The organism is Achromobacter sp. EG18 (assembly GCF_059759395.1).
On the sequence record NZ_CM186213.1, the window covers coordinates 3,051,012 to 3,073,707 of the forward strand.

General features: G+C 66.2%; 18 protein-coding genes. 8 read left to right on the forward strand and 10 right to left on the reverse strand.

Annotated elements, in window-relative coordinates; translation table 11 throughout:
• Window positions 1-77: 77 nt before the first annotated feature.
• The 5 genes from AC6CR5_RS13860 to AC6CR5_RS13880 all read right to left on the reverse strand — a co-directional run bounded on the left by AC6CR5_RS13860 (window position 78) and on the right by AC6CR5_RS13880 (window position 6,064).
• Entirely contained in the window at window positions 78-881 is an 804-nt protein-coding gene (locus tag AC6CR5_RS13860) for a GNAT family N-acetyltransferase (protein ID WP_006385469.1), read from the reverse strand.
• Between the two features lie 219 nt (window positions 882-1,100).
• Window positions 1,101-2,444, reverse strand: coding sequence for a phosphoglucosamine mutase (gene glmM, locus AC6CR5_RS13865; protein WP_006385470.1), 1,344 nt, complete (start codon window positions 2,442-2,444; stop codon window positions 1,101-1,103).
• Entirely contained in the window at window positions 2,441-3,286 is an 846-nt protein-coding gene (gene folP / locus AC6CR5_RS13870; RefSeq protein WP_498085714.1) for a dihydropteroate synthase, read from the reverse strand. Before folP ends, glmM begins: the two co-directional genes overlap by 4 nt.
• Before the next feature lie 18 nt (window positions 3,287-3,304).
• On the reverse strand, window positions 3,305-5,203 hold the full coding sequence (gene ftsH, locus AC6CR5_RS13875) for an ATP-dependent zinc metalloprotease FtsH (protein ID WP_047993217.1): 1,899 nt from the start codon (window positions 5,201-5,203) through the stop codon (window positions 3,305-3,307).
• Window positions 5,204-5,431: 228 nt separating this feature from the next.
• Window positions 5,432-6,064 carry an RlmE family RNA methyltransferase gene (locus tag AC6CR5_RS13880; RefSeq protein ID WP_006385473.1) on the reverse strand — a complete coding sequence of 211 codons (633 nt, stop codon included), beginning with the start codon at window positions 6,062-6,064 and terminating at the stop codon, window positions 5,432-5,434.
• Between the two features lie 18 nt (window positions 6,065-6,082).
• On the opposite strand from AC6CR5_RS13880, the gene AC6CR5_RS13885 reads away from it, so the two are divergent.
• Window positions 6,083-6,685 (forward strand): YhbY family RNA-binding protein, encoded by a 603-nt coding sequence (locus AC6CR5_RS13885; RefSeq protein ID WP_020926788.1) that lies wholly within the window; start codon window positions 6,083-6,085, stop codon window positions 6,683-6,685.
• Window positions 6,686-6,809: 124 nt separating this feature from the next.
• On the opposite strand, the gene greA is transcribed toward AC6CR5_RS13885, so the two are convergent.
• The gene (greA, locus tag AC6CR5_RS13890; RefSeq protein WP_006385475.1) at window positions 6,810-7,286 is read right to left on the reverse strand and encodes a transcription elongation factor GreA; all 477 of its coding nucleotides are present in this window, start codon (window positions 7,284-7,286) and stop codon (window positions 6,810-6,812) included.
• A 697-nt stretch (window positions 7,287-7,983) separates the two neighbouring features.
• On the opposite strand from greA, the gene AC6CR5_RS13895 reads away from it, so the two are divergent.
• Window positions 7,984-9,603 carry a methyl-accepting chemotaxis protein gene (locus AC6CR5_RS13895; RefSeq protein WP_047993218.1) on the forward strand — a complete coding sequence of 540 codons (1,620 nt, stop codon included), beginning with the start codon at window positions 7,984-7,986 and terminating at the stop codon, window positions 9,601-9,603.
• Window positions 9,604-9,717: 114 nt separating this feature from the next.
• On the opposite strand, the gene AC6CR5_RS13900 is transcribed toward AC6CR5_RS13895, so the two are convergent.
• Entirely contained in the window at window positions 9,718-11,028 is a 1,311-nt protein-coding gene (locus AC6CR5_RS13900; protein WP_047993219.1) for a solute carrier family 23 protein, read from the reverse strand.
• A gap of 131 nt (window positions 11,029-11,159) precedes the next feature.
• Between AC6CR5_RS13900 and AC6CR5_RS13905 the strand changes: the two genes are divergently transcribed.
• From AC6CR5_RS13905 to AC6CR5_RS13930, 6 genes are all read left to right on the forward strand, one after another.
• The gene (locus AC6CR5_RS13905) at window positions 11,160-11,591 is read left to right on the forward strand and encodes a FlxA-like family protein (protein ID WP_020926786.1); all 432 of its coding nucleotides are present in this window, start codon (window positions 11,160-11,162) and stop codon (window positions 11,589-11,591) included.
• Window positions 11,592-11,735: 144 nt separating this feature from the next.
• Window positions 11,736-13,061, forward strand: coding sequence for an ABC transporter substrate-binding protein (locus AC6CR5_RS13910; RefSeq protein ID WP_024070093.1), 1,326 nt, complete (start codon window positions 11,736-11,738; stop codon window positions 13,059-13,061).
• An 87-nt stretch (window positions 13,062-13,148) separates the two neighbouring features.
• Window positions 13,149-14,858 (forward strand): ABC transporter permease, encoded by a 1,710-nt coding sequence (locus AC6CR5_RS13915; protein ID WP_498085715.1) that lies wholly within the window; start codon window positions 13,149-13,151, stop codon window positions 14,856-14,858.
• A gap of 16 nt (window positions 14,859-14,874) precedes the next feature.
• Window positions 14,875-15,960, forward strand: coding sequence for an ABC transporter ATP-binding protein (locus AC6CR5_RS13920; protein WP_150101812.1), 1,086 nt, complete (start codon window positions 14,875-14,877; stop codon window positions 15,958-15,960).
• A 24-nt stretch (window positions 15,961-15,984) separates the two neighbouring features.
• Entirely contained in the window at window positions 15,985-16,893 is a 909-nt protein-coding gene (locus tag AC6CR5_RS13925) for a LysR family transcriptional regulator (RefSeq protein ID WP_047993222.1), read from the forward strand.
• Window positions 16,894-16,942: 49 nt separating this feature from the next.
• Complete coding sequence (locus tag AC6CR5_RS13930) at window positions 16,943-17,587, forward strand: histidine phosphatase family protein (protein ID WP_020926781.1); 645 nt, start codon at window positions 16,943-16,945, stop codon at window positions 17,585-17,587.
• Between the two features lie 52 nt (window positions 17,588-17,639).
• Here the strand turns inward: AC6CR5_RS13930 and AC6CR5_RS13935 are convergent, their stop codons facing one another.
• The 3 genes from AC6CR5_RS13935 to carB all read right to left on the reverse strand — a co-directional run bounded on the left by AC6CR5_RS13935 (window position 17,640) and on the right by carB (window position 22,688).
• The gene (locus tag AC6CR5_RS13935; RefSeq protein WP_020926780.1) at window positions 17,640-18,413 is read right to left on the reverse strand and encodes an SDR family oxidoreductase; all 774 of its coding nucleotides are present in this window, start codon (window positions 18,411-18,413) and stop codon (window positions 17,640-17,642) included.
• 87 nt (window positions 18,414-18,500) lie between these two features.
• Complete coding sequence (gene lpxO, locus AC6CR5_RS13940) at window positions 18,501-19,397, reverse strand: lipid A hydroxylase LpxO (RefSeq protein WP_498085716.1); 897 nt, start codon at window positions 19,395-19,397, stop codon at window positions 18,501-18,503.
• 48 nt (window positions 19,398-19,445) lie between these two features.
• Window positions 19,446-22,688 carry a carbamoyl-phosphate synthase large subunit gene (gene carB, locus AC6CR5_RS13945; protein ID WP_047993223.1) on the reverse strand — a complete coding sequence of 1,081 codons (3,243 nt, stop codon included), beginning with the start codon at window positions 22,686-22,688 and terminating at the stop codon, window positions 19,446-19,448.
• Window positions 22,689-22,696 lie beyond the last annotated feature (8 nt).

Genomic DNA, 22,696 nt, shown 5'->3' on the forward strand with positions numbered 1-22,696 from the left:
CTTGAGTTCCAGGCGGAAAGGCCGCGTGGCCCGCCGAATCAGTTTGATCTTCATACGGCGGAACAGGCGGCGCATGATCAGCGCTGGCCGACGGTCGCGGGTTGATCCAGGCCGAAATGGCGGCGGTAGCGCTCGTCCATGCCGTCCATCTTCAGCAGCACCGGGAAATCCGCCGCGTTGAAATCGGGGTCCCAGGCCGGTTCGCCGCAAACCGTGGCGCCCAGTTTCAGGTATCCCTTGATCAGCGGCGGCACGCGCGCCGGCAGCGTGCTGTTGAGCTTTTCCACGGGGTAGCGATGCAAGGGCGTGACCTGCGGCTCGCCCTCTTTCGGCAGCTGCTTGGAAATGGTGCGCCACACTTCGGCCGCCGTGACGCCATCGTCGCGCAGGCTGACGCTGGCGCAACCGAGCACGTATTGGTAGCCGCCGCGGCGCAGGTATTCCGCCAGGCCCGACCACAACAGCATGATGACCGCGCCGTTGCGGTAGTCGGCGTGGGTGCACGAACGCCCCACTTCCACCAGCTCGTCGCGGATGGCGCCCAGCCCCGACAGGTCGAATTCGGACTGCGAGTAGTAGCCGCCCGCCTCGCGCGCCTTTTCGGGCGTAAGGATGCGGTAGGTGCCCACGACGCGGCCGGTGTCGAGCTCGCGCACCATCAGGTGCTCGCAGAAAGGATCGAAGCGGTCGTGCTCGATTCCGTCCTGGGCATCCGGGAAGACCGCACCCATGTCTTCGGTGAAGACGTCGTAGCGCAGGCGCTGGATCTGTTCGATTTCCTCGGCCGTGCGCGCCAGGCCGACCACCAGCACCCGGGGGGCGGCGCCCGTCCATGGTTCTGCGGCATTACGGCTTGGGTTGATGCGTGCTAGTTCCAGCATTGCGCGAAGCTCCTAGAGAGTCCGGTCAGTTTGGACGCCCTGTATGTCAATGACTTGACCAATATGTTACGTGACTATGAAGTTTAGTTTGGAGCGAGGAGAGTCAATTCCTGCAAAGCTCGACAAAACTTTACAAACAAAGACGAAATATTCACAAATAATGGCCATTCATCGCGAAACAATGAATGGCCATGTCGGGTCTGGAGCGGATGGTTGAACCTACCCCAGGCTGGCCGCCAGCTTCTCGGCGCTGGCCACGGCCAGGGCCTCGTCCTCGGCCTCGACCATCAGCCGCAGCTTGGGCTCGGTGCCGGAGGCGCGGATCAGGATGCGCCCGCGGCCCGCCAGTTCCTCCTCGACCGCCCGGCGCGCCGCCGTCAGGCCGGGGTGGGTTTTCCAATCCTGGCCCGGCGTCAACGGCACGTTGATCATCTTCTGCGGGTACATGCGCAGATCCTTGACCCAATCGGCCATCGACACATGGTTGCGACGCAACGCCGTCAGCACCTGCAGCGCCGCCACGATGCCGTCGCCGGTCGAATGGCAGTCCAGGCACAGCAGGTGGCCCGAGCTTTCGCCGCCATACAGCCAGCCGCGCGCCTGCATCTGCTCCAGCACGTAGCGGTCGCCCACGTTGGCGCGCTCGAAACCCACGCCCAGGCGTTGCAGTTCGCGCTCGAAGCCGAAGTTGGTCATCAGCGTGCCGACCACGCCATCCACCTTGCCGCGCTGCATGCGCTCGCGCAGGATCGCGTAGAGCAATTCGTCGCCGTTGTAGATGCGGCCGTCGCCATCCACCATCTGCAGGCGGTCGGCATCGCCGTCCAGCGCGATGCCCAGTTGGGCGCCGCGCGCCTTCACTTCCTTGGCCAGCAGTTCGGGGTGCAGCGCGCCCACGCCCTTGTTGATGTTGAAACCGTCGGGATGCACCCCGATGGCGTGCACTTCGGCGCCCAGTTCGCGGAACACGTGCGGCGCGATGTTGTAGGCCGCGCCGTGGGCCGCGTCCACCACGATCGTCATGCCGTTCAGGTCCAGATCGTTGGGGAAGGTGCTCTTGCAGAATTCAATGTAGCGGCCCTGGGAATCCGACATGCGACGCGCGCGCCCCAGGCCTTCGGAGCTGACGCAGCCCAGCGGTTCGTCCAGGGCGATCTCGATGGCGGCCTCGATCTCGTCGGGCAGCTTCATGCCCTGGGCCGAGAAGAACTTGATGCCGTTGTCCTGGTAGGGATTGTGCGAGGCGCTGATGACGATGCCGGCGACCAGGCGCAGCGCGCGGGTCAGGTAGGCGACCGCGGGCGTGGGAATCGGGCCGGCCAGCAGCACGTCGATGCCCGCGGCCGACAGCCCGGCTTCCAGCGCCGATTCCAGCATGTAGCCGGAAATGCGGGTGTCCTTGCCGATCACCACCTGCGGGCGGCTGCCGCCACGCACCGCGTGCTCGCGAGCCAGCACGCGGCCGGCGGCGTAGCCCAGGCGCAGGGCGAATTCGGCGTTGATCACCGCGCCGCCGACTTCGCCGCGCACACCATCGGTACCAAAATACTTGCGTCGAATCATGAAGTGATTGCTCCTTGTTCAGCCGCCTGCCAGACCTTGAGCGCGTCGACCGTGGCCGCCACGTCGTGCACCCGCACGATGGAGGCGCCACGGGCCACACAGGCCAGGGCGGCGGCAATGCTGCCGGGCAGCCGGTCGCCGACCGGCCGGCCGGTGGCCTGGCCGATCATGTTCTTGCGCGACAGGCCGATCAGCAATGGATAACCGCCGCTGCGCAGGCTGGACAGCCGGCGCAGCAATTGGAAATTCTGGTCGGCGGTCTTGCCGAACCCGAAACCGGGGTCCAGCACGATGCGTCGGGGATCGACCCAGGCGGCGCGCAGCTTTTGCGCCCGCGATCCCAGGAAGAGTCCGATTTCGCCGATCAGGTCGGAATATTCGGGCGGCGTCGCCTGCATGGTGCGCGGCTCACCTTTCATGTGCATGACGCACAATCCGCAGCGCGATTGCGCCACCGCCTCGATGGCGCCCGGCTGCCTGAACCCGTAGATGTCGTTGATCATGTCGGCGCCGGCGTCGAGCACGGCGCGCATGACTTCGGGCTTGAAGGTGTCGATGGACAGCGGCACGCCGCAATCGCGCAGCGCCTCGATCACCGGCAGCAGGCGCGCCAGTTCGTCGGCGACCGACACCGGTTCGGCGCCCGGCCGCGTCGACTCGCCGCCCAGGTCGAGGATGTGGGCGCCTTCCTGGATCAGTTGGCGCGCATGCGCCACCGCGGAATCGGTATCGTCGTGCTGGCCGCCGTCGGAAAACGAGTCCGGCGTGACATTGACGATACCCATGACAAGCGGGCGCTCGAGATCGAACTCGAAGCGCCCGCAAAGGAAGTTATTCGCCATAAATCAGGACGAAAGACCTCAGACCGCGGCTGCCGTGTTGCCGCCGGCGGCCAGGCCGGTCGGAGGCGTATCCGACGTGTCCGACGGACCTTGCGGCGTCTTCGGGGGACGCGGCGGGCGGCCCTCGATGATGTCGTCGATCTGGTCGGCGTCGATGGTTTCCCATTCGAGCAGCGCGGCGGTCATGGCTTCGACCTTGTCGCGGTTGTCCTCCAGGATCTTGCGCGCGACGCCGTACTGCTCATCGATGATGCGGCGGATCTCGGAATCCACCTTCTGCATTGTGGCTTCGGACATGTGCGTGGTCTTGGTCACGCTGCGGCCCAGGAAGACCTCGCCTTCGTTCTCGGCGTAGACCATCGGGCCCAGTTCGTCGGTCATGCCGTAGCGCGTGACGATGTCGCGCGCGATGGCCGTGGCGCGTTCGAAGTCGTTCGAGGCGCCGGTGGTCATCTGGTTCATGAAGATCTCTTCGGCGATACGGCCGCCGAACAGCACCGCGATGGTCGACAGCAGGCGGCTCTTGTCCATGCTGTAGCGATCGCTTTCCGGCAACTGCATCGTCACGCCCAGCGCGCGGCCGCGCGGGATGATGGTGACCTTGTGGACCGGATCGGTCTTGGGCAGCATGCGGGCGACGATGGCGTGGCCGGACTCGTGGTACGCGGTGTTCTTGCGTTCCTCTTCGGGCATGACGATCGAGCGGCGTTCGGCGCCCATGATGATCTTGTCCTTGGCCTTTTCGAAGTCCGACATGTCGACCGTGCGGCCATTGCGACGCGCGGCGAACAGCGCGGCCTCGTTGACCAGGTTGGCCAGGTCGGCGCCCGAGAAGCCCGGAGTGCCGCGCGCCAGGATGGTGGCGTCGACGTTGGGCGACAGCGGCACCTTGCGCATGTGGACCTTCAGGATCTGCTCGCGGCCGCGGATGTCGGGCAGCGGCACCACGACCTGGCGGTCGAAGCGGCCCGGACGCAGCAGCGCCGGATCCAGCACGTCGGGACGGTTGGTGGCGGCGATCACGATGACGCCCTGACCCGACTCGAAGCCGTCCATTTCCACCAGCATCTGGTTCAGCGTCTGTTCGCGTTCGTCGTTGCCGCCGCCCAGGCCGGCGCCACGCTGGCGACCGACGGCGTCGATTTCGTCGATGAAGATGATGCAGGGCGCGTGCTTCTTGGCATTCTCGAACATGTCGCGCACGCGGGCCGCGCCCACGCCGACGAACATTTCGACGAAGTCCGAACCGGAGATGCTGAAGAACGGCACCTTGGCTTCGCCGGCGATGGCCTTGGCCAGCAGCGTCTTGCCGGTGCCGGGCGAGCCGACCATCAGCACGCCGCGCGGGATGCGGCCGCCCAGCTTCTGGAACTTGCTGGGGTCGCGCAGGAAGTCGACCAGTTCCTGGACGTCTTCCTTGGCCTCATCGCAGCCGGCGACGTCGGCGAAGGTGATCTGGTTGGTGTTCTCGTCGAGCATGCGAGCGCGCGACTTGCCGAAGCTGAACGCGCCGCCCCTGCCGCCGCCCTGCATCTGGCGCATGAAGAACACCCACACGCCGATCAGCAGCAGCATGGGGAACCAGGACACGAAGATGCTCATGAGCAGCGACTGCTCTTCGCGCGGCTTGCCCGACACCTGCACGCCGTACTTGAGCAGGTCGGAAACCATCCAGAGGTCGCCCGGCGAGGTCAGCGTGTAGGCACGGCCCGCGTCCGGCGTGACGTAGAGCACGTCGCCGCCAGGGCCACCTTGCACGTCCACCTTGCGGATACGGCCCGCCTTGGCGTCGTCCATGAACTGCGTGTAGGTCACGCCGTCCTGGGTCTGCGCGCGTCCGTCGAACTGCTTGAAGACCGTGAATAGCACCAGGGCTATCACCATCCAGACGGCGACTTTCGAAAATGAATTATTCAAGGTCGATCTCCTGCTTTCGATTCCGACCGGCGACCGCGCACCCGCATATGGCACAGTCACAAGTATGTCAATAGCCCATTCTACCCTGTCGGACCGGGTTGCGTCCTGGGAAGGGGCGGGCCGCTAAGTTACGTCTGATTCGTGATTTTGCTGGTCGTTGTCTCGGCAGGCCGGCCGCCGTCGGGCCGGTAGGTTCTTGTGACACCAGGGCACGTGCCCTGGCGCGGGTCATTTCAGATCGCGCGCAACCAGAAAGGTTTCGGAGGACTTGTCCCGCGATGCCTTCGGCTTGCGCTCGACCACCCGCTTGAAGTGCTGTTTGTAGGACTCCACGATCTGCGAAAAGCCGGTTCCGTGGAATGCCTTGACGATCAGCGCCCCGTTGGGCTTGAGGTGGGCAAGGGAAAATTCCATCGCCAGCTCGCACACGTGCTGGATGCGCGCGGCGTCGGCGATACCCACGCCAGACAAGTTGGGGGCCATGTCGGAAATTACAAGGTCGACCGCGCGCGATCCGACCATGTCTTCCAGTTGTTTCAAAATGTCATCCTCGCGGAAGTCACCCTGGATGAATTCGACGCCCGCCACGGGCTCCATGGGCAGCATGTCGAGCGCGATGATGCGCCCGTCCACCACCCCGCCCGGCCCCGCCAGGCGCTCGCGCGCCACCTGCGACCAACTGCCGGGCGCCGAGCCCAGGTCGACCACCAGGTCGCCACGCCGCAACAGCTTCTCGGTATCGAGAATCTCGATCAGCTTGAAGGCGGCGCGGGCCCGGTAGCCCTTCTGTTGCGCCATCTTCACATAGGGATCGTTGATGTGCTGGTGAATCCAGTCTTTGGAGAATTTATTCTTGGCCATTACCGTACAATTCCACGCATGCCTATATTAGAACTTACCTCTCGTGAGCGCAGCGACCTTCGGTCCGCCGCTCACCCTCTGCGCCCCGTCGTCCTGATCGGCGACAACGGCCTGACCGAAGCCGTGCTCAAGGAAATCGACCTGGCACTCACTTCCCACGGCCTGATCAAGGTCCGGGCCGGCGGCGACGATCGCGAGGCCCGCGAGGCCATGCTGTCGACCATCTGCGACACGCTGTCCTGCGCCCCGGTGCACCACCTGGGCAAGACCCTGATCCTGTTCCGCCCACTGGCCGGCAACATCAAGCCGCCCGTGCTGGCCGCCCTCGAGCCGGAACGCCCCGCCAAGCGCCGCGCCTCCGAGCCGCATACGCCCAAGAAGCTGGCCGCCGAGGGCAAGACCCTGGCCAAGCGCCCGCGCCGTTCCGAAACCGAAGAGCCCAAGCCGAAGACGCGCTTCGTGCCGCAGGACCAACTCAACAAGAACGGCAAGCCGATGCGTCCCGGCACCAAGAAAACCACTTCCGGCAGCCACGGCATTCCGCGCCGCGCCGGCAGCGCGCTGAGCCTGCGGGCCGGGGCCCGCAGCGGCACCAGCCGCAAGTCGTCGCCCAAAAGATAGTACCGCCGGGCACAAAAACGGGCGCTTTACGCGCCCGGTCCACCATAGCGTTCCGCAATATTGCCGTGCCGGATATCCGGTGCGGGCTATGGTGTTTTGCTGATTTTACCGCTCAGAGCCAGCGTCAGATGTAACGCACGCTCAACACTTCATACTCACGAACGCCAGCCGGGGCCTTGACCTCGACCACGTCGCCTTCGCTCTTGCCGATCAGCGCGCGGGCCACGGGGCTCGACACGGAGATCAGGTTCGACTTGATGTCGGCTTCGACGTCGCCGACGATCTGGTACGTCACGCGATCGCCCGAATCCAGGTCCTCGATGTCGACGGTGGCGCCAAACACGGCGCGACCTTCGGCCTCGAGCGAGGTCGGATCGATCAGGTGGGCATTGGAAAGCGTGCCCTCAAGCTCGGCGATCCGGCCTTCGATGAAACCCTGGCGCTCGCGAGCCGCGTCGTACTCGGCGTTTTCCGACAGATCGCCCTGCGCGCGCGCTTCGGCGATAGCGTTGATGACGGCGGGACGTTCCACGGTTTTCAGCCGCTGGAGCTCTTCTTGCAAGCGCTCGGCCCCGCGCACGGTCAAAGGAATGGCAGACATGTCGTTTCCCAAACAAAAGTAGAAAACGCCCCCGACGGAGCGTTCTCGGTGTGAAGGTCTTGGACCTGACGCATGGGGCGCCGTCGGAAGCTGATACGTGACGGGCATCGCCAGGAGCGGAACGGCCAGGGGCGGGCAAAGCTGAACCCGATGGATCCCCTTGCGCCCGCTCGGGCCGGCCCGCCGGACGAATGCGGCAAGCTGCGACCAAAACAAAACCCCGGCTCGGGTCGGAACCGGGGCAATCAAGGTCATATTGTGGTCAAAGTCCGCGGGAATTGCAAGCCACCGGAGAAACCGGCGTTTTCGGCGCATTTCGCCGCCGTAACCCGCTAAAACCCGTCGTTTCCCAGCTACAACCCGCGTTGCGTAAAAGATACTGCGCGATAGGGATAAACCCGGCGGTGGCCGGGTTTATGTAAAAACGGCGGGTTGTATTCAATAAAAAAGGTATAACCGACAAACTGGCCCATTAATAACAATTAAATACATGCCGGTATTCGCCGGCATTTTTTCTGGTTCGCAGCGAAGGGACGCGCCGGCTGTTCATGGCCGCCGCGTAAATCGATTGATTGTGCGTGTTGCAGGTTGGGCGGACGCATCGCAGTCATCCGGCTCGACGTTCGTCCCTCCGCCGTGGCGCTTGCGGGCAAAGGCCCGCGCCTGGGGTGGAGCGCGTTCAAGAACGGGAGCTCCCATGCTGGAAAAAATGAAAGTCCGTACGGGCATGATGCTGGTGCTGTTCTTTTTCGTCATTACCCTGGCCCTGGCGTGCGGGCTGAGTTGGCGCAATGCGGAAAACAGTGTCCGGGAAATCGAGGACCTGAATAATGTGGCCGTGCATCAGGTCGACCCGCTATACGAGGCCAGCGGCGCCCTGCTGCGGGCGCGGCTGGCGCTCGGCGCCGGTATCGCCGACCTGCAGGCGGGCGCCGCCGACCAGGCCGCCACCGCCGAGTCCGCCGCCGCCAGCCAGCTGCAACAGGCGCGCGAGCGGTTCACCCGCTATATGGCGGTGCCAAAGAGCGAACGCGGCCAGGAGCTGGCGCAGATTCTGCAAGGTCAGTTCAATGCCTATGTGGCAGTGCTGGACGAACTGGACGCCGCCCTCAAGGAACGCTCCGCGGCCCGCTACCAGCAGAGCGAGCCGCGGGTGCGCCAGGCCGATGCCGCTTTCGCCAAGGACATGCAGGTTTTCCTGACGCGGGTGCAGGAACGCAGCGACGACGTGCTGGCACGCTCGCAGACCACTTATTCCACCGCAAGAATGTCGGCAATCGTGCTGCTGTCCGTGGCGCTGTTGTTGGCCGCGCTGTGCTGGGCCTTCATCCGGCGTGGCGTGCTGCTGCCGCTGCAGGACGCCGGCCGGCATTTCGATCGCATCGCCGCCGGCGACCTGACCCAGCGCGTCGAGGCACGCTCCAATAATGAAATCGGCATGCTGTTCTCGGCGGTGCGACGCATGCAGGAAGGACTGACCCGCACGGTGACGGCCGTGCGCCAGGGAGTCGAGGAAATCAACATCGGCGCCGCGGAAATCGCCGCCGGCAACGCCAACCTGTCCACCCGCACCGAGGAGCAGGCCGCGGCGCTGGAGGAAACCGCGTCGACCATGGAAGAGCTGGCCACCACGGTAAAGCAGAACGCCGAGAACGCGGCCCAGGCCAACCAGCTGGCGGCGGTCAGCATGGAGGTGGCGCAACGTGGCGGCCACACGGTCGGCCAGGTGGTGGCCACCATGCAGGGAATTTCCGACAGCTCGCGGCGCATCGCCGACATCGTCTCGGTGATCGACGGCATCGCCTTCCAGACCAACATCCTGGCCCTGAATGCGGCGGTGGAGGCGGCCCGGGCGGGCGAACAGGGCAAGGGTTTCGCAGTGGTGGCGGGCGAAGTGCGCACGCTGGCGCAGCGCGCGGCGCAGGCGGCCAAGGAAATCAAGGCGCTGATCGAAACCTCGGTCGAGACGGTCTCGGCCGGCTCGGCCCAGGTATCTGCCGCCGGCCAGACGATGGAGGAAATCGTGACCTCGGTGCAACGGGTGGCCGACATCATGGGCGAGATCTCCGCCGCATCGACGCAGCAGGCGGGCGGCATCGATCAGGTCAGCCTGGCGGTCTCGCAAATGGACGAAGTGACGCAGCAGAACGCCGCGCTGGTGGAACAGGCCTCGGCGGCCGCTTCGGCGATGGAGGAGCAGGCCAGGCGCCTGGCCGAGGCGACCGCGGTGTTCAAGACCCAGTCGGGCCAGGTGATCGAGGCGGCGCCGGTGCAGATGACCGGCCGGGCCCCGGCTTCGCGCTTGTCGCGGCCCTGAAGATACGCGCCGGGTTTCTGCATCCGGGGCGGCGCGGGCACGGCGGCGCCCCGGGCGGAATCGGGGCGGACCATGGCCCCGGAACAGCGCATGGGCCGTCGCCCATGCCCCGTCCTATTTCTTGCGGCGCAACAGGGCGTAGAGAATGATGGCGCCGAAAGTCGCGGTACCGATGCCGCCCAGCGTGAAATTGCCCAGCTTGACGGTGAAGTCGCCCGCGCCCAGCACCAGCGTGACCGCGGCCACGATCAGGTTGCGGTTGTCGCTGAAATCGACCTGGTTCACGACCCAGATGCGCGCGCCCGCGATGGCGATCAGGCCGAAGACCACCACCGACATGCCGCCCAGCACCGGCGCGGGAATGGTCTGGATCAGGGCGCCGAACTTGGGCGAAAACCCGAGCACAATGGCGATCAGCGCGGCGATCACGAACACCAGCGTGGAGTAGATGCGGGTCACCGCCATCACGCCGATGTTCTCGGCGTAGGTGGTGACGCCGGTGCCGCCGACCGCGCCCGAGACCATGGTGGCCACGCCGTCACCGACGAAGGCGCGGCCCAGGTAGCGATCCAGGTCCTGGCCGGTCATGGCGCTGACCGCCTTGACGTGGCCCAGGTTCTCGGCGACCAGGATGATGGCCACCGGCACGATCAGCCCCATGGCCTCGGCCTTGAACACCGGCGCGGCGAACTGCGGCAGGCCGAACCAGGCGGCGGCGGACACGGCCGAGAAGTCCATCGGCTTGCCCAGGCCCATGCCGTTGGCGAAGATCGCGTACACCACGCAGGCCAGGACCAGGCCGACCAGGATCAGCAGGCGCTGCACCATGCCCTTGGTATAGACGGCGATGCCGCCCACGCACAGGATGGTGACGATCGCCATGGCGCTGTCGAAGCCCGAGGCGCCCATGGCGCCCTTGGCGGCGATGGGGGCCAGGTTCAGGCCGATCACCGCGACCACCGCGCCGGTCACCACCGGCGGCATCAGGGTGTCGATCCAGTTGGCGCCGCCGCCGGCGCGGCCGTTGGCGATCCAGACGAGAACGCCGATCAGCGTATAGGCCAGGCCGCAGGCGATGATGGCGCCCAGCGCCACGCCAATGTTGGCGTTGGCGCCGCCGCCGGCGTAACCGGTGACCGCGATGACGCCGCCGATGAAGGCGAAGCTGGACCCCAGGTAGCTGGGTACGCGCCCGCCCACGAACAGGAAGAAGATCAGCGTGCCGATGCCCGACATCAGGATGGCAACGTTGGGGTCGAAGCCCATCAGCAGCGGCGCCAGCACGGTGGAGCCGAACATCGCCACCACGTGCTGGGCGCCCATGGCCACGTTCTTGGGCCACGACAGGCGTTCATCGGGCGCGATGATGACGCCGGGCTCGGCGTCGTCCGCCAGACGCCAGCGCGGAAAATAGGAATTGGACATGGAATCCCCGGGAGTGTTTGGTGTAAGCGGGCGCCAGTGTAAAGGGGGCCGGGAACGGGCGGCAACTTAAGTTCCCCGCCAGCATGCCGTATTAGTGGAAACCCCAGTCAAACCTCTCCCCGGAGACCTTCATGGCCATCGATTCCATCAGCGGTACCTCGCGCATCGGCAGCATGGCCGACCTGTGGGCGCAGAAGATCCAGGCCAACAAGGAGGCCAGGGACGCCAAGGCCGGCGACCCGGGCGTCACCGTCACGCCCGACGGCAAGATCCGCGTCACCAATGCGGGCGCCATGAAGGTGGGCCAGGCCGAGGAAACGGAATCGTCCGACAATGACGACCATTACACGCGCCAGATCAAGGAGCTGCAACGCCAGCTCAAGCGCGTCATGGAGCAGATGGAGCGCGTGCGCGCCAGCAATGCGTCGGCGGAGCAGAAAGCCACCCAGTTGCAGGCGCTGAACGCCCAGGCGATGCAGATCATGGGCATGATCCAACAGGTGATGGCCGAGCAGGCCAAGGCGATGGCCAAGGCAAACGGCGGCGTGTCGGCCACGGCCTAGATGGCCGGCCTGATCCGCGCGCTCACACGGGTTCTCCCGAATGCCCGCCACACTGATGGCGCGCATCAAAATTTGTGATTGGACTGGCGGCGCATGCAGCCGCTAAGGTCTCCGGACAAATCGAAAAAACCACGGAGACAAACCATGCATGCAATGCGCACAGCCCTTGCAGGGGCGCTGCTGGCCGCCTGCGCCGCCCCCGCCCTGGCGGGCACCGTCACGGTGATCACGTCGTTCCCGAAAGACCTGACCCAGGCCTACAAGACCGCGTTCGAGAAGGCCAACCCCGGCATCACGCTGGAAATCCTCAACAAGAACACCGTGTCCGGCATCGCCTACGTGCGCGAGACGCCGGCCGGCCAGCGCCCGGAAGTGTTCTGGGCCAGCGCGCCGGACGCCTTCGAGGTGCTGGGACGCGACAAGCTGCTGGCCAAATCGGCGGACGTCGCCAACAAGGACGTGCCGGACAAGATCGGCAACTACCCCATCAACGACCCGGGCGGCATGTACCTGGGCCAGGCGCTGGCCGGCTACGGCATCGTCTACAACACGCGCTACATCGCGGCGCACAAGATCCCCGCCCCGGTCGAATGGAAGGACCTGCTGGCGCCACACTGGTTCGGCCACGTCGGCATCACCTCGCCGTCGCGCTCGGGCACCATGCACCTGACGGTCGAGACCATCCTGCAGGGCGAAGGCTGGGACGACGGCTGGAACACGCTGCTGCGCATGTCGGGCAACAGCAGCGCCGTGACCGAGCGCTCGTTCGGCGTGCCGGACGGCGTCAACAACGGCCAGTTCGGCGCGGGTCCGGTGATCGACTTCTTCGGCCTGTCGAGCAAGTACTCGAAGTTCCCGGTGGAATTCGTCTATCCCTCCGAGACCGCCATCGTGCCGGCCAACATCGCGCTGATCGACGGCGCCAGGAACGCCGAGGAAGGCAGGAAGTTCATCGCCTTCACGCTCAGCCAGGCCGGCCAGGAGCTGCTGCTGGAACCGAAGATCTCGCGCCTGCCGGTGTTGCCGTATTCGGCGCTGGCGGGCAAGGTGCCGCAGGGCTACCCCGACCCGGCCGAGATCGCGCGCCGCAGCAAGGTGCAGTTCAACGCCGACCTGTCGCAGACGCGCTACTACGTGGTGCAGTCGCTGTACGACCAGACCGTCACGTTCCGCCTGAAGGAATTGCAGGCGGCGACCAAGGCGATCTACGACGCCGAGGCCAAGCTCGGCGACAAGGGCAAGAGCGGCAAGCCGGCCGAACTGCTGGCGCAGGCCCGCAAGCTGGCCTGGGCGCCGCTGGTCGATGGCAAGCAGGCCGCCGATCCCGAGTTCCTGAAGATCTTCAGCGGCAACAAGAAGGACGCCGCGGTCAACCAGCAGATCACCAAGCTGGAAGGCGAATGGAACGGCACGGCCAAGAGCAATTATGAGCAGGCCGTGAAGCTGGCGCGGGAAGCCGCGGCGCTGTAGGCCCGGCTCGCGCCGGACGGGGGGCTCGCCCCGTCCGGCCGCCGCCCCGCCGCGGGCGGCCTGTCTTGAACCTTTACGGGAATCTCGATGAATCTTCCGGGCCATTCACGCCTGCCCGCCGGCCCCGTGCTGGCCGCGCTCCTGGTGCTGGGTTTCCTGGCGCTGTTCCTGGCCGTGCCGGTGGGCACGGTGTTCTACAGCGCCTTCGTCAATGCCGATGGCGGCTTCACCATCGGCCACTTCGGCGCGTTCTTCAACCAGCCGCTGATGCTGGAGGCGTTCTTCAACAGCCTCTACGTGGCGGGCTGGTCGGCGCTGCTGGCCTCGCTGATCGCGGTGCCGCTGGCGTACTTCACGGTGCGCTTCGATTTCCGCGGCGCGCTCATCATCCAGACGCTGGGCGTGCTTCCGCTGATCATGCCGCCCTTCGTCGGCGCGGTGGCGATGCAGCTGATTTTCGGGCGTTCCGGCAGCGTCAACCTGCTGCTGAACGACTGGTTCGGCTTCACCATCCCGTTCATGGAAGGCCTGAACGGCGTCATCTTCGTCGAGGCGCTGCACTACTTCCCGTTCATCCTGATGAACCTGGTGGTGGCGCTGCGCAACATCGACGGCGCCATGGAGGAAGCGGCCTTCAACCTGGGCGCGCGCGGCTTCCGGCTGTTCCGCCGCGTGATCTTCCCGCTGGCGCTGCCGGGCTACGTGGCCGGCGCCTCGCTGGTGTTCGTGAAGGTGTTCGACGACCTGGGCACGCCGCTGGTGCTGGGCACCACCAACATGCTGGCGCCGCAGGCCTATCTGCGCATCACGCAGGTGGGGCTGGAGGATCCGCTGGGCTATGTCATCAGCGTCATCATGATCGCTTTCTCGATCCTGGCGCTGTGGCTGTCGGCGCGAGTGCTCAAGGGGCGCGACTATTCCACCTTGCAAAAGGGCGGCAACTCGATCCAGAAGCGCAAGCTGCGGCCGGCCGAGAGCGTGCTGGCCTATGGCTGGATCGTCCTGGTGCTGCTGCTGGTCCTGTCGCCGCACATGGGCGTGCTGCTGCTGTCGCTGGCCAGCGTCTGGAGCTTCGCGCCGCTGCCGGACGGCTACACGCTGGCGCACTACGGCGCGGTGTTCAGCGAATCGCAGGGCATGCTCGCCAACACCCTGCTCTATTGCGGCCTGGCGGCGGGCGTGGATGTGATCCTGGGCACCGCCATCGCCTACCTGATGCTGCGCACCCGGCTGCCGGCGCGCCAATGGCTGGACTTCCTGGCCTCGGCGGCGCTGGCGATCCCGGGCATCGTGCTGGCGATCGGGCTGCTGCGCACGTTCCGCGGGGTGGAGATCCCGGGCACCGGCACGCTGCTGACCTCGTCGTGGATCATCATCATGATCGCGTACTCGGTGCGGCGGCTGCCGTACGCCTTGCGTTCGTGCGTGGCCGCGCTGCAGCAGATCAACGTATCGCTGGAGGAAGCGGCGCAATCATTGGGCGCGACGCGCCTGCGCACCATCCGGCGGGTGGTGGTGCCGCTGATGGCGGGCGGCATGCTGGCCGGCTTCGTGACAAGCTTCGTGACGGCGGCGGTGGAGCTGTCGGCCACCATCATGCTGGTCACCAAGGACAGCCAGGCGCCGATGAGCTATGGCATCTATCTGTACATGCAAAGCGCGGCGGGCCGGGGCCCCGGCGCGGCGCTGGGCGTGCTGGCGGTGGCCGCGGTCGCGGTCGGCACGTATGTCTCGCACTTGCTGGTGGAACGCGCCCAGGCGCGCCAGCGCCCGGCGCGTCACGACGAGACGGCCTGAATCAAGGGGAATCGACATGAAGAAAGTCAGCGTTGAATGCCGCAACATCCGGCTGTCGTATGGCAAAACCGAAGTGCTCAAGGACGTCAACATCCACATCGAGCCGGGCGAGTTCTTCGCCCTGCTGGGGCCGTCGGGCTCGGGCAAGTCCACCCTGCTGCGCCTGATCGCGGGCTTCAACCGGCAGGACGCCGGTCAGTTGCTGGTGGACGGCAAGGACATCAGCACCATCCCGCCATGGGAGCGCAACATCGGCATGGTGTTCCAGAACTATGCGCTGTGGCCGCACATGACCGTGTGGGACAACGTGGCGTTCGGGCTGGTCGAGCGCAAGCTGCCGCGCGAGCAGATCCGCGCCAAGGTCGAGGCCGCGCTGGAACTGGTGAGCCTGTCGCAATACGCGCGCCGCCGCCCCAACCAACTGTCCGGCGGCCAGCAGCAGCGCGTGGCGCTGGCGCGCACCATCGTGATCGAGCCGCAGGTGCTGCTGCTGGACGAACCGCTGTCGAACCTGGACAAGAAGCTGCGCGTGCAGATGCGGCAGGACCTGCTGAGCCTGCAGCGGCGGCTCGGCATCACCACCATCTTCGTCACCCACGACCAGGAAGAAGCCATGACCACCGCCGACCGCATGGCGGTGCTGGACCACGGCGTAGTGCAGCAGATCGGCGCGCCCAGCACGCTGTTCGACTACCCGGTTAACCGTTTCGTGGCCAACTTCGTCGGCACCATGAACGTGCTGGAAGGCGAGGTGCGCGAGCGCACCAGCGGCAGCGTGGTGCTGGCGGTGGAAGGCGTGGGCGACCTGCACCTGCCGCTGGCGGCCGAGGCGCCGGCGGCGCAGCGCCTGGCGGCGAGCTTCCGGCCGCACACGGTGCAGATCGAGATGGCAGACGGACTGGGCGACGCGCGCTATGTGTGGCTGCCGGGCGTGGTGGAAAGCAGCGAGTTCCTGGGCGAGTTCACCCGCTACCAGGTGCAGATCGGCGAACAGCGCCTGACGGCCGACCAGTCGCACCTGGCGGGGCTGTCGCCGTTCCCGGTGGGCGCGCCGGTGTCGATCGGGTTGGAGCCGACGCAAGTACGGCTGCTTGCCGCCTGAGCCGGCTTCCCCTACAAAGGCGGCATGGAAATCTATCAGATCCGCGCCTTCGTCACCGTCGCCCGCCTGGGCAACCTGACGCGGGCCGCCGAAGCGCTGTCGCTGACCCAACCCGCCGTCACCGCGCAGATCAAGGCGCTGGAGCAGAGCCTGGGCGTGGCGTTGTTCGACCGCAGCGGCGGACGGCTGGCCCTGGCCAAGGCCGGCGAGATGCTGCTGCCCACGGCCGAATCGCTGCTGGTGCTGGGCGCGCAATTCAAGTCCGAGGCGCAGCAACTGCAAGGCAGCCTGCAGGGCGTGGTGGAACTGGGCCTGCCCAGCGAGAAGCCTGACTTCCTGCGGCTGGGCGAGCTGGCGGCGGCCATCACGCAGCGGCTGCCGCTGATCGAACTGAAGACGCAGATCCAGCCCACCGCCGTGCTGGCCGAGCAGGTCAGCACCGGCCGGCTGCCGGCGGCGTTGACCATCGCCGCGCACCCGCCGCGCGGCGTGCTGTGGCTGCCGCTGCGCAGCGTGCGCTACCGCATCGCGCTGCCGACCGAACATGCCGCCGTGCTCAAGCGCGGCGGCTGGCGCGAGGTGGCGCAATTGCCGTGGCTGGACGGCCCGGCCGGCAGCCACACTCACCTGCTGCTGCGCGACATGTTCGAGCGCCACGGCCTGTCGCCGCGCATCGCCATGCAGAACGACGACCAAGCCAACCTGGAAGCGCTGGTGCGGGCCGGCGCCGGTTGCGCGCTGCTGCGCGAGGAAACCGCGCTGGCCGGCGCGGCCTCGGGCGATTTCATGGTGTGGGGCCAGGCGCGGGCCGATGCCATGCTGGGTTTCATCCTGCCCTATGAACGCGCTAGCGAGCCCGCGCTGGTCGCGTTAAGCTCGGTGATTCAAGCCATCTGGAAGCCGCGCGCGCCAGTCGCGCCCGAGCCGCTCTGAGCCGGGTCGGTCCGCCACCCGCGCCCTTCCCCACCGTATCGACACCGCAATGACTGAAATCTGGTTCATCCGCCACGGCGAAACCGACTGGAACCGCCAGCGCCGCCTGCAGGGCTGGCAAGACATCCCCTTGAACGAATTCGGCCGCAACCAGGCCGGTTTGTTGGCCTCGCGCCTGCGTGAAGACGCCCGCAGCACGCCGATCCACGCCATCTACAGCAGCGACCTGCAACGCGCCCATGCCACCGCCACGCCGGTGTCGGAACAGCTAGACCTGCGCGTGCGGGTCGAGCCCGGCATCCGCGAACGCGGCTTCGGCGTGCTCGAAGGGCTGGACCTGGAACGCATCGACGTGCTGGCGCCGGAAGCCGCGGCCGCCTGGCGCAGCCGCGATCCGCTGCGCGCGCTGGACGGCGGCGAAACGCTGGGCCAGTTCCAGTCGCGCGTCATCTCCACGGTGGATGACGTGGCCAGCCGCCATGACGGCGAACGCATCCTGATGTTCACCCACGGCGGCGTGCTGGACATCATCTGGCGCCATGCCAGCGGCGTGCCGTTGAATGCGCCGCGCGACGCGGCATTGCTGAACGTCAGCATCAACCGGGTCGGCGTGCGCGGCCGCCAGTGGCAAGTGCTGGATTGGGGCGACGTGGGCCACGTGGCCGCCGAGGTCGGCGACGACGTCGTGCCGTGACGGCCGGCGCCAGGGTGTCGTCCTGGCGCCCTGGCCGCTGTCGCCCTGCGGCTCAGCCGGCTTTGTCCGCCTTGCGCGGCTTGCGCGGCGCGTTGCGCGCTAGCCGGTCGTAGACCGCGTTGGGCAGCAGGCGCATCAGTTTCGCCACCACGCCCATCTGCCAGGGAATCACCGTGTACGTGGTGCCGCGCCCAATCGCCGCCTGGGCGCGCTGCGCGAACTTGTCGGCGTCCATCAGGAACGGCATCTTGTACGGATTGTGCGCCGTCATCGCGGTCTTGATGTACCCCGGCGCGATGGTGACGACACGGATGCCGTCGCCCGCCAGTTCCAGCCGCAGGCTTTCGCAGTAGGTCACCACCGCCGACTTGGAGGCGCTGTAGGCGCCCGCGCCCGGTAGCCCGCGCACGCCGGCGACGCTGGCGATGCCGACCAGCCGGCCGCCGCCCGCCGCGCGCATCGGCTCGACGAAGGGTTCGAAGGTCGCCACGGTCGCCAGCAGGTTGGTATCGACGATGGCCTTGAAGACCTCATAGTCCTCGTGATGCCCCGTCAGGGTGCCGGCGCTGATGCCGGCGCTGGCGATGACCACGTCCACCCGCCCCTGGCAGAAGGCGATGAAATCCTGCGCGGCGGCATGCAGCGCCTGGCGGTCGCGCACGTCCACGGCGTAGCAGCGATGCTGGCCGGGCAGGCTGTCGGCCAGTTCCCGCAGCGCGTCTTCGCGCCGGCCCAGCAGGCCGAGCGTGGCGCCGCTGGCGGCGTAGCGTCGTGCCAGGGCGCGGCCCAGGCCGCTGCTGGCGCCGGTGATGAAAACCCTGTCCATGAAGGTGGCCCCGGTCGGATGTAAAAAAGCGGAGCCTCCCGGACGAGAGGCTCCGCCCGCTATGCTACAGGAACGCTGGCGCCGGGTTTACAGGAAGATGAGCGCGAAGATCGCCGCCACCAGCGCCCACTTGGACAGGTAGTACAGCGGCTTGCTCTTTTTCTTGAGCGCCTTGCCGAAGCGGCGCACGGCGTAGACCGCGCCGAAGATGCGGTTGATGCCGCCGGTGGCGTCGCCTTCCTGGTTGGGCGCGGCGGCCGCGCGCAGCAGGAAACCGCCGACCACGCGATTGAACGCCTGGGCCCAGCGATAGCGCATGGGCCGCTCGACGTCCGCGAACAGGATGATCCGGTTCTGGTCGGTCTTGTTTTCGGCGTAATGGATGAAGGTCTCGTCGAACACGACCGCCTCGCCGTCGCGCCAGTAGTATTCCTGGCCGTCGACGTTGATGTAGCAGTCGGGGCTGTTCGGCGTGATCAGGCCCATGTGGAAACGCGGCGAACCGGCGTAGGGATCACGATGGCGCGGCAGCCGGCTGCCCGGCGGCAGCGAGGCGAACATGGCGGCCTTGATGGTCGGGATGCCCGCCAGCAGCTTGGTCGTGACCGGGCAGAGGGCCTCGGCCGACGGATGGTCGGCGTCGTACCACTTCAGGTAGAAGCGCTTCCAGCCCGTCTTGAAGAACGAGTTGAAGCCCGCGTCGTTGTACTTGTCCGAGGCCTTGATGTGGCCGTCGCCATAAAGGTTGACGGCCTCGGCCCGGATTTCGTCGCAGCGGTCCAGCAAGACCTTCAGTTCCGGGAACTGGTCCAGATCGAGATAGGGCTTGTTGGGCACGCTGGAGAATGCGTACATGAAGCAGTTCAGCGGCGCGGTGAAGGTGGAATGATCCAACGCCTGCCGCGAGAACCGGTGTCGTACGCGGCCACGGTAGTGAACTACCGTGGCGCACACGATGAATAACGCCAGAATGAACCACTTCATTCTTTTGTCCTTGATTCACTTGAGACGCGCCCCCTGCGCGCCCAAGCGTTATTTGTCCAATAAAGACGCGTGAAGTTCCTGCAGCGGGTAAACCTGCAGGCCGAGGCCCTGGCGCAGATACTGCATGCCTTCGACGGCCGCGCGGGCGCCCGCGATGGTCGTGAAGAAGGTCACGCGCGCCGCCAGCGCCTGGGTACGGATGGTGCGCGAGTCGGCGATGGCGTTGCGGCGTTCCTCGACAGTGTTGATGACCAGCGAGATCTCGCCGTTCTTGACCATGTCGACGATGTGCGGACGGCCTTCGGTGACCTTGTTGACCAACTGCACCGGGATGCCGGCCGCTTCGATCTCGGCGGCGGTGCCGCGGGTTGCCACCAGCTTGAAGCCCAGGGCGTGCAGGCCGCGCGCCACTTCCACGGCGCGGGGCTTGTCCTGGTTCTTGACGCTGATGAACACCGTGCCGGATTCCGGCAGGCGCACGCCGGCGGCCAGCTGCGACTTGACGAAGGCTTCACCGAAGCTGGTGCCCACGCCCATGACTTCGCCGGTCGACTTCATTTCCGGGCCGAGGATGGTGTCCACGCCAGGGAACTTCACGAAGGGGAACACAGCTTCCTTGACCGAGAAGTAAGGCGGCACCACTTCGCGGGTGATGCCCTGGGCCGCCAGCGTCTGGCCGGCCATCGCGCGCGCGGCGATCTTGGCCAGTTGCAGGCCGGTGGCCTTGGACACATAGGGCACCGTGCGCGAGGCGCGCGGGTTCACTTCCAGCACGTAGACGTCACCACCCTGGATGGCGAACTGCACGTTCATCAGGCCGCTGACGTTCAGCGCCTTGGCCATCATGCCGGTCTGGCGCTTGATCTCGGCGATGACGTCAGCCGACAGCGAGTACGGCGGCAGGCTGCAGGCGGAGTCGCCCGAGTGCACGCCGGCCTGCTCGATGTGTTCCATGACGCCGCCGATGAAGACGGTTTCGCCGTCGGCGAGGCAGTCCACGTCGACTTCGGTGGCGTTGTTCAGGAAGCGGTCCAGCAGCACGGGCGAGTCATTGCTGACCTTCACGGCCTCGCGCATGTAGCGTTCGAGGTCCTGCTGCTCGTGCACGATTTCCATGGCGCGGCCGCCCAGCACGTAGCTCGGACGCACCACCAGCGGGTAGCCGATCTCGGCGGCATGGGCCAGGGCCTCGGCTTCCGTGCGGGCCGTGCGGTTGGGCGGCTGGCGCAGGCCAAGCTTGTTCAGCAGCTTCTGGAAGCGCTCGCGGTCTTCGGCGATATCGATGGATTCCGGGCTGGTGCCGATGATCGGCACGCCGTTGGCCTCCAGCGCGCGCGCCAGCTTCAGCGGAGTCTGGCCGCCGTACTGGACGATCATGCCGACCGGATTTTCCTTGTGGACGATTTCCAGCACGTCTTCCAGCGTCAACGGCTCGAAGTACAGGCGGTCGGAGGTGTCGTAGTCCGTGGAGACGGTTTCCGGGTTGCAGTTGACCATGATGGTCTCGTACCCGTCGTCACGCAGCGCCAGCGCGGCATGCACGCAGCAGTAGTCGAACTCGATGCCCTGGCCGATACGGTTCGGGCCACCGCCCAGCACCACGATCTTCTTGCGGTCGGTGGGCGCGGCTTCGCACTCTTCCTCGTAGGTCGAGTACATGTAGGCCGTGCGGGTGGCGAATTCGGCGGCGCAGGTGTCCACGCGCTTGTAGACCGGGCGCACGTTCAACTGGTGACGCAGCTTGCGCACTTCGGATTCGACCGTGTCCAGCAGGAACGCCAGGCGACGATCGGAGAAACCGCGGCGCTTCAGTTCCCACAGAGTGGCATAGTCCAGGTCGGACAGCGTCTTCTGTTCGAGCGCCAGCTCGATGTCGACGATTTCCTTGATCTGCGACAGGAACCAGGGGTCGATGTGCGTGATGTTGTGCACTTCGTCCAGCGTGAAGCCTTGCGCGAAGGCGTCGCCCACATACCAGATGCGTTCCGGACCGGGTTCGCCCAGCTCGACCTGCAGCTTTTCGCGGTCGGTGGTCTTCTGGTTCAGGCCGTCGACGCCGACTTCCAGGCCGCGCAGCGCCTTCTGGAACGATTCCTGGAAGGTGCGGCCGATGGCCATGACTTCACCCACGGACTTCATCTGGGTGGTCAGGCGCGCGTCGGCAGTGGGGAATTTCTCGAAGGCGAAACGCGGCACCTTGGTGACCACGTAGTCGATCGACGGTTCGAACGAGGCGGGCGTGGCGCCGCCGGTGATTTCGTTCTTGAGTTCGTCCAGCGTGTAGCCCACGGCCAGGCGCGCGGCGACCTTGGCGATGGGGAAACCGGTGGCCTTGGACGCCAGCGCCGACGAACGCGACACGCGCGGGTTCATCTCGATGACGATCATGCGGCCGTTCTTGGGGTTGACCGCGAACTGCACGTTCGAGCCGCCCGTGTCCACGCCGATCTCGCGCAACACCGCGATCGATGCGTTACGCATGATCTGGTATTCCTTGTCGGTCAGCGTCTGGGCCGGCGCCACGGTGATGGAGTCACCGGTGTGCACGCCCATGGGGTCAAGGTTCTCGATGGAGCAGACGATGATGCAGTTGTCCGCCTTGTCGCGGACCACTTCCATCTCGAATTCCTTCCAGCCCAGCAGCGACTCTTCGATCAGCAGCTCGCTGGTGGGCGAGGCTTCCAGGCCGCGGCGGCAGATGGTTTCGAATTCTTCGGCGTTGTAGGCGATGCCGCCGCCCGAGCCGCCCATGGTGAAGCTGGGGCGGATCACGGCGGGGAAGCCCGAGGTGCCGACTTCCGCGGCGATGCGGCGCTGCACTTCCCAGGCTTCGTCCATGCTGTGGGCAACGCCCGACTTGGCCGATTCCAGGCCGATGTCGGTCATGGCCTGCTTGAACTTCTGGCGGTCTTCGGCCTTCTCGATGGCGTGCTCGTTGGCGCCGATCAGTTCGACGTTGTGCTTTTTCAGCACGCCGTGGTGGGCCAGATCGAGCGCGCAGTTCAGCGCGGTCTGGCCGCCCATGGTGGGCAGCAGCGCATCGGGCTTTTCACGCTCGATGATCTTTTCGACGGCTTGCCAGGTGATGGGCTCGATGTAGGTGACGTCGGCCGTTTCCGGATCCGTCATGATCGTGGCGGGGTTGCTGTTCACCAGGATGGTGCGGTAACCCTCGGCCTTGAGCGCCTTGCACGCTTGCGCGCCGGAGTAGTCGAATTCGCAGGCCTGCCCGATGATGATGGGGCCGGCGCCGATGATGAGAATGCTTTTTAGGTCTGTACGCTTGGGCATGATGCAAT

Excerpts from the sequence above, each read along its gene's own strand:
- AC6CR5_RS13895 (WP_047993218.1), top strand. The coding sequence starts at position 7,984 with ATGCTGGAAAAAATGAAAGTCCGTACGGGCATGATGCTGGTGCTGTTC.
- folP (WP_498085714.1), bottom strand. The coding sequence starts at position 3,286 with ATGGCGAATAACTTCCTTTGCGGGCGCTTCGAGTTCGATCTCGAGCGC.
- AC6CR5_RS13925 (WP_047993222.1), top strand. The coding sequence starts at position 15,985 with ATGGAAATCTATCAGATCCGCGCCTTCGTCACCGTCGCCCGCCTGGGC.
- carB (WP_047993223.1), bottom strand. The coding sequence starts at position 22,688 with ATGCCCAAGCGTACAGACCTAAAAAGCATTCTCATCATCGGCGCCGGC.
- AC6CR5_RS13880 (WP_006385473.1), bottom strand. The coding sequence starts at position 6,064 with ATGGCCAAGAATAAATTCTCCAAAGACTGGATTCACCAGCACATCAAC.
- AC6CR5_RS13910 (WP_024070093.1), top strand. The coding sequence starts at position 11,736 with ATGCATGCAATGCGCACAGCCCTTGCAGGGGCGCTGCTGGCCGCCTGC.
- lpxO (WP_498085716.1), bottom strand. The coding sequence starts at position 19,397 with ATGAAGTGGTTCATTCTGGCGTTATTCATCGTGTGCGCCACGGTAGTT.
- glmM (WP_006385470.1), bottom strand. The coding sequence starts at position 2,444 with ATGATTCGACGCAAGTATTTTGGTACCGATGGTGTGCGCGGCGAAGTC.
- AC6CR5_RS13905 (WP_020926786.1), top strand. The coding sequence starts at position 11,160 with ATGGCCATCGATTCCATCAGCGGTACCTCGCGCATCGGCAGCATGGCC.
- AC6CR5_RS13860 (WP_006385469.1), bottom strand. The coding sequence starts at position 881 with ATGCTGGAACTAGCACGCATCAACCCAAGCCGTAATGCCGCAGAACCA.
- AC6CR5_RS13920 (WP_150101812.1), top strand. The coding sequence starts at position 14,875 with ATGAAGAAAGTCAGCGTTGAATGCCGCAACATCCGGCTGTCGTATGGC.
- AC6CR5_RS13930 (WP_020926781.1), top strand. The coding sequence starts at position 16,943 with ATGACTGAAATCTGGTTCATCCGCCACGGCGAAACCGACTGGAACCGC.
- AC6CR5_RS13900 (WP_047993219.1), bottom strand. The coding sequence starts at position 11,028 with ATGTCCAATTCCTATTTTCCGCGCTGGCGTCTGGCGGACGACGCCGAG.
- AC6CR5_RS13885 (WP_020926788.1), top strand. The coding sequence starts at position 6,083 with ATGCCTATATTAGAACTTACCTCTCGTGAGCGCAGCGACCTTCGGTCC.
- AC6CR5_RS13935 (WP_020926780.1), bottom strand. The coding sequence starts at position 18,413 with ATGGACAGGGTTTTCATCACCGGCGCCAGCAGCGGCCTGGGCCGCGCC.
- AC6CR5_RS13915 (WP_498085715.1), top strand. The coding sequence starts at position 13,149 with ATGAATCTTCCGGGCCATTCACGCCTGCCCGCCGGCCCCGTGCTGGCC.
- greA (WP_006385475.1), bottom strand. The coding sequence starts at position 7,286 with ATGTCTGCCATTCCTTTGACCGTGCGCGGGGCCGAGCGCTTGCAAGAA.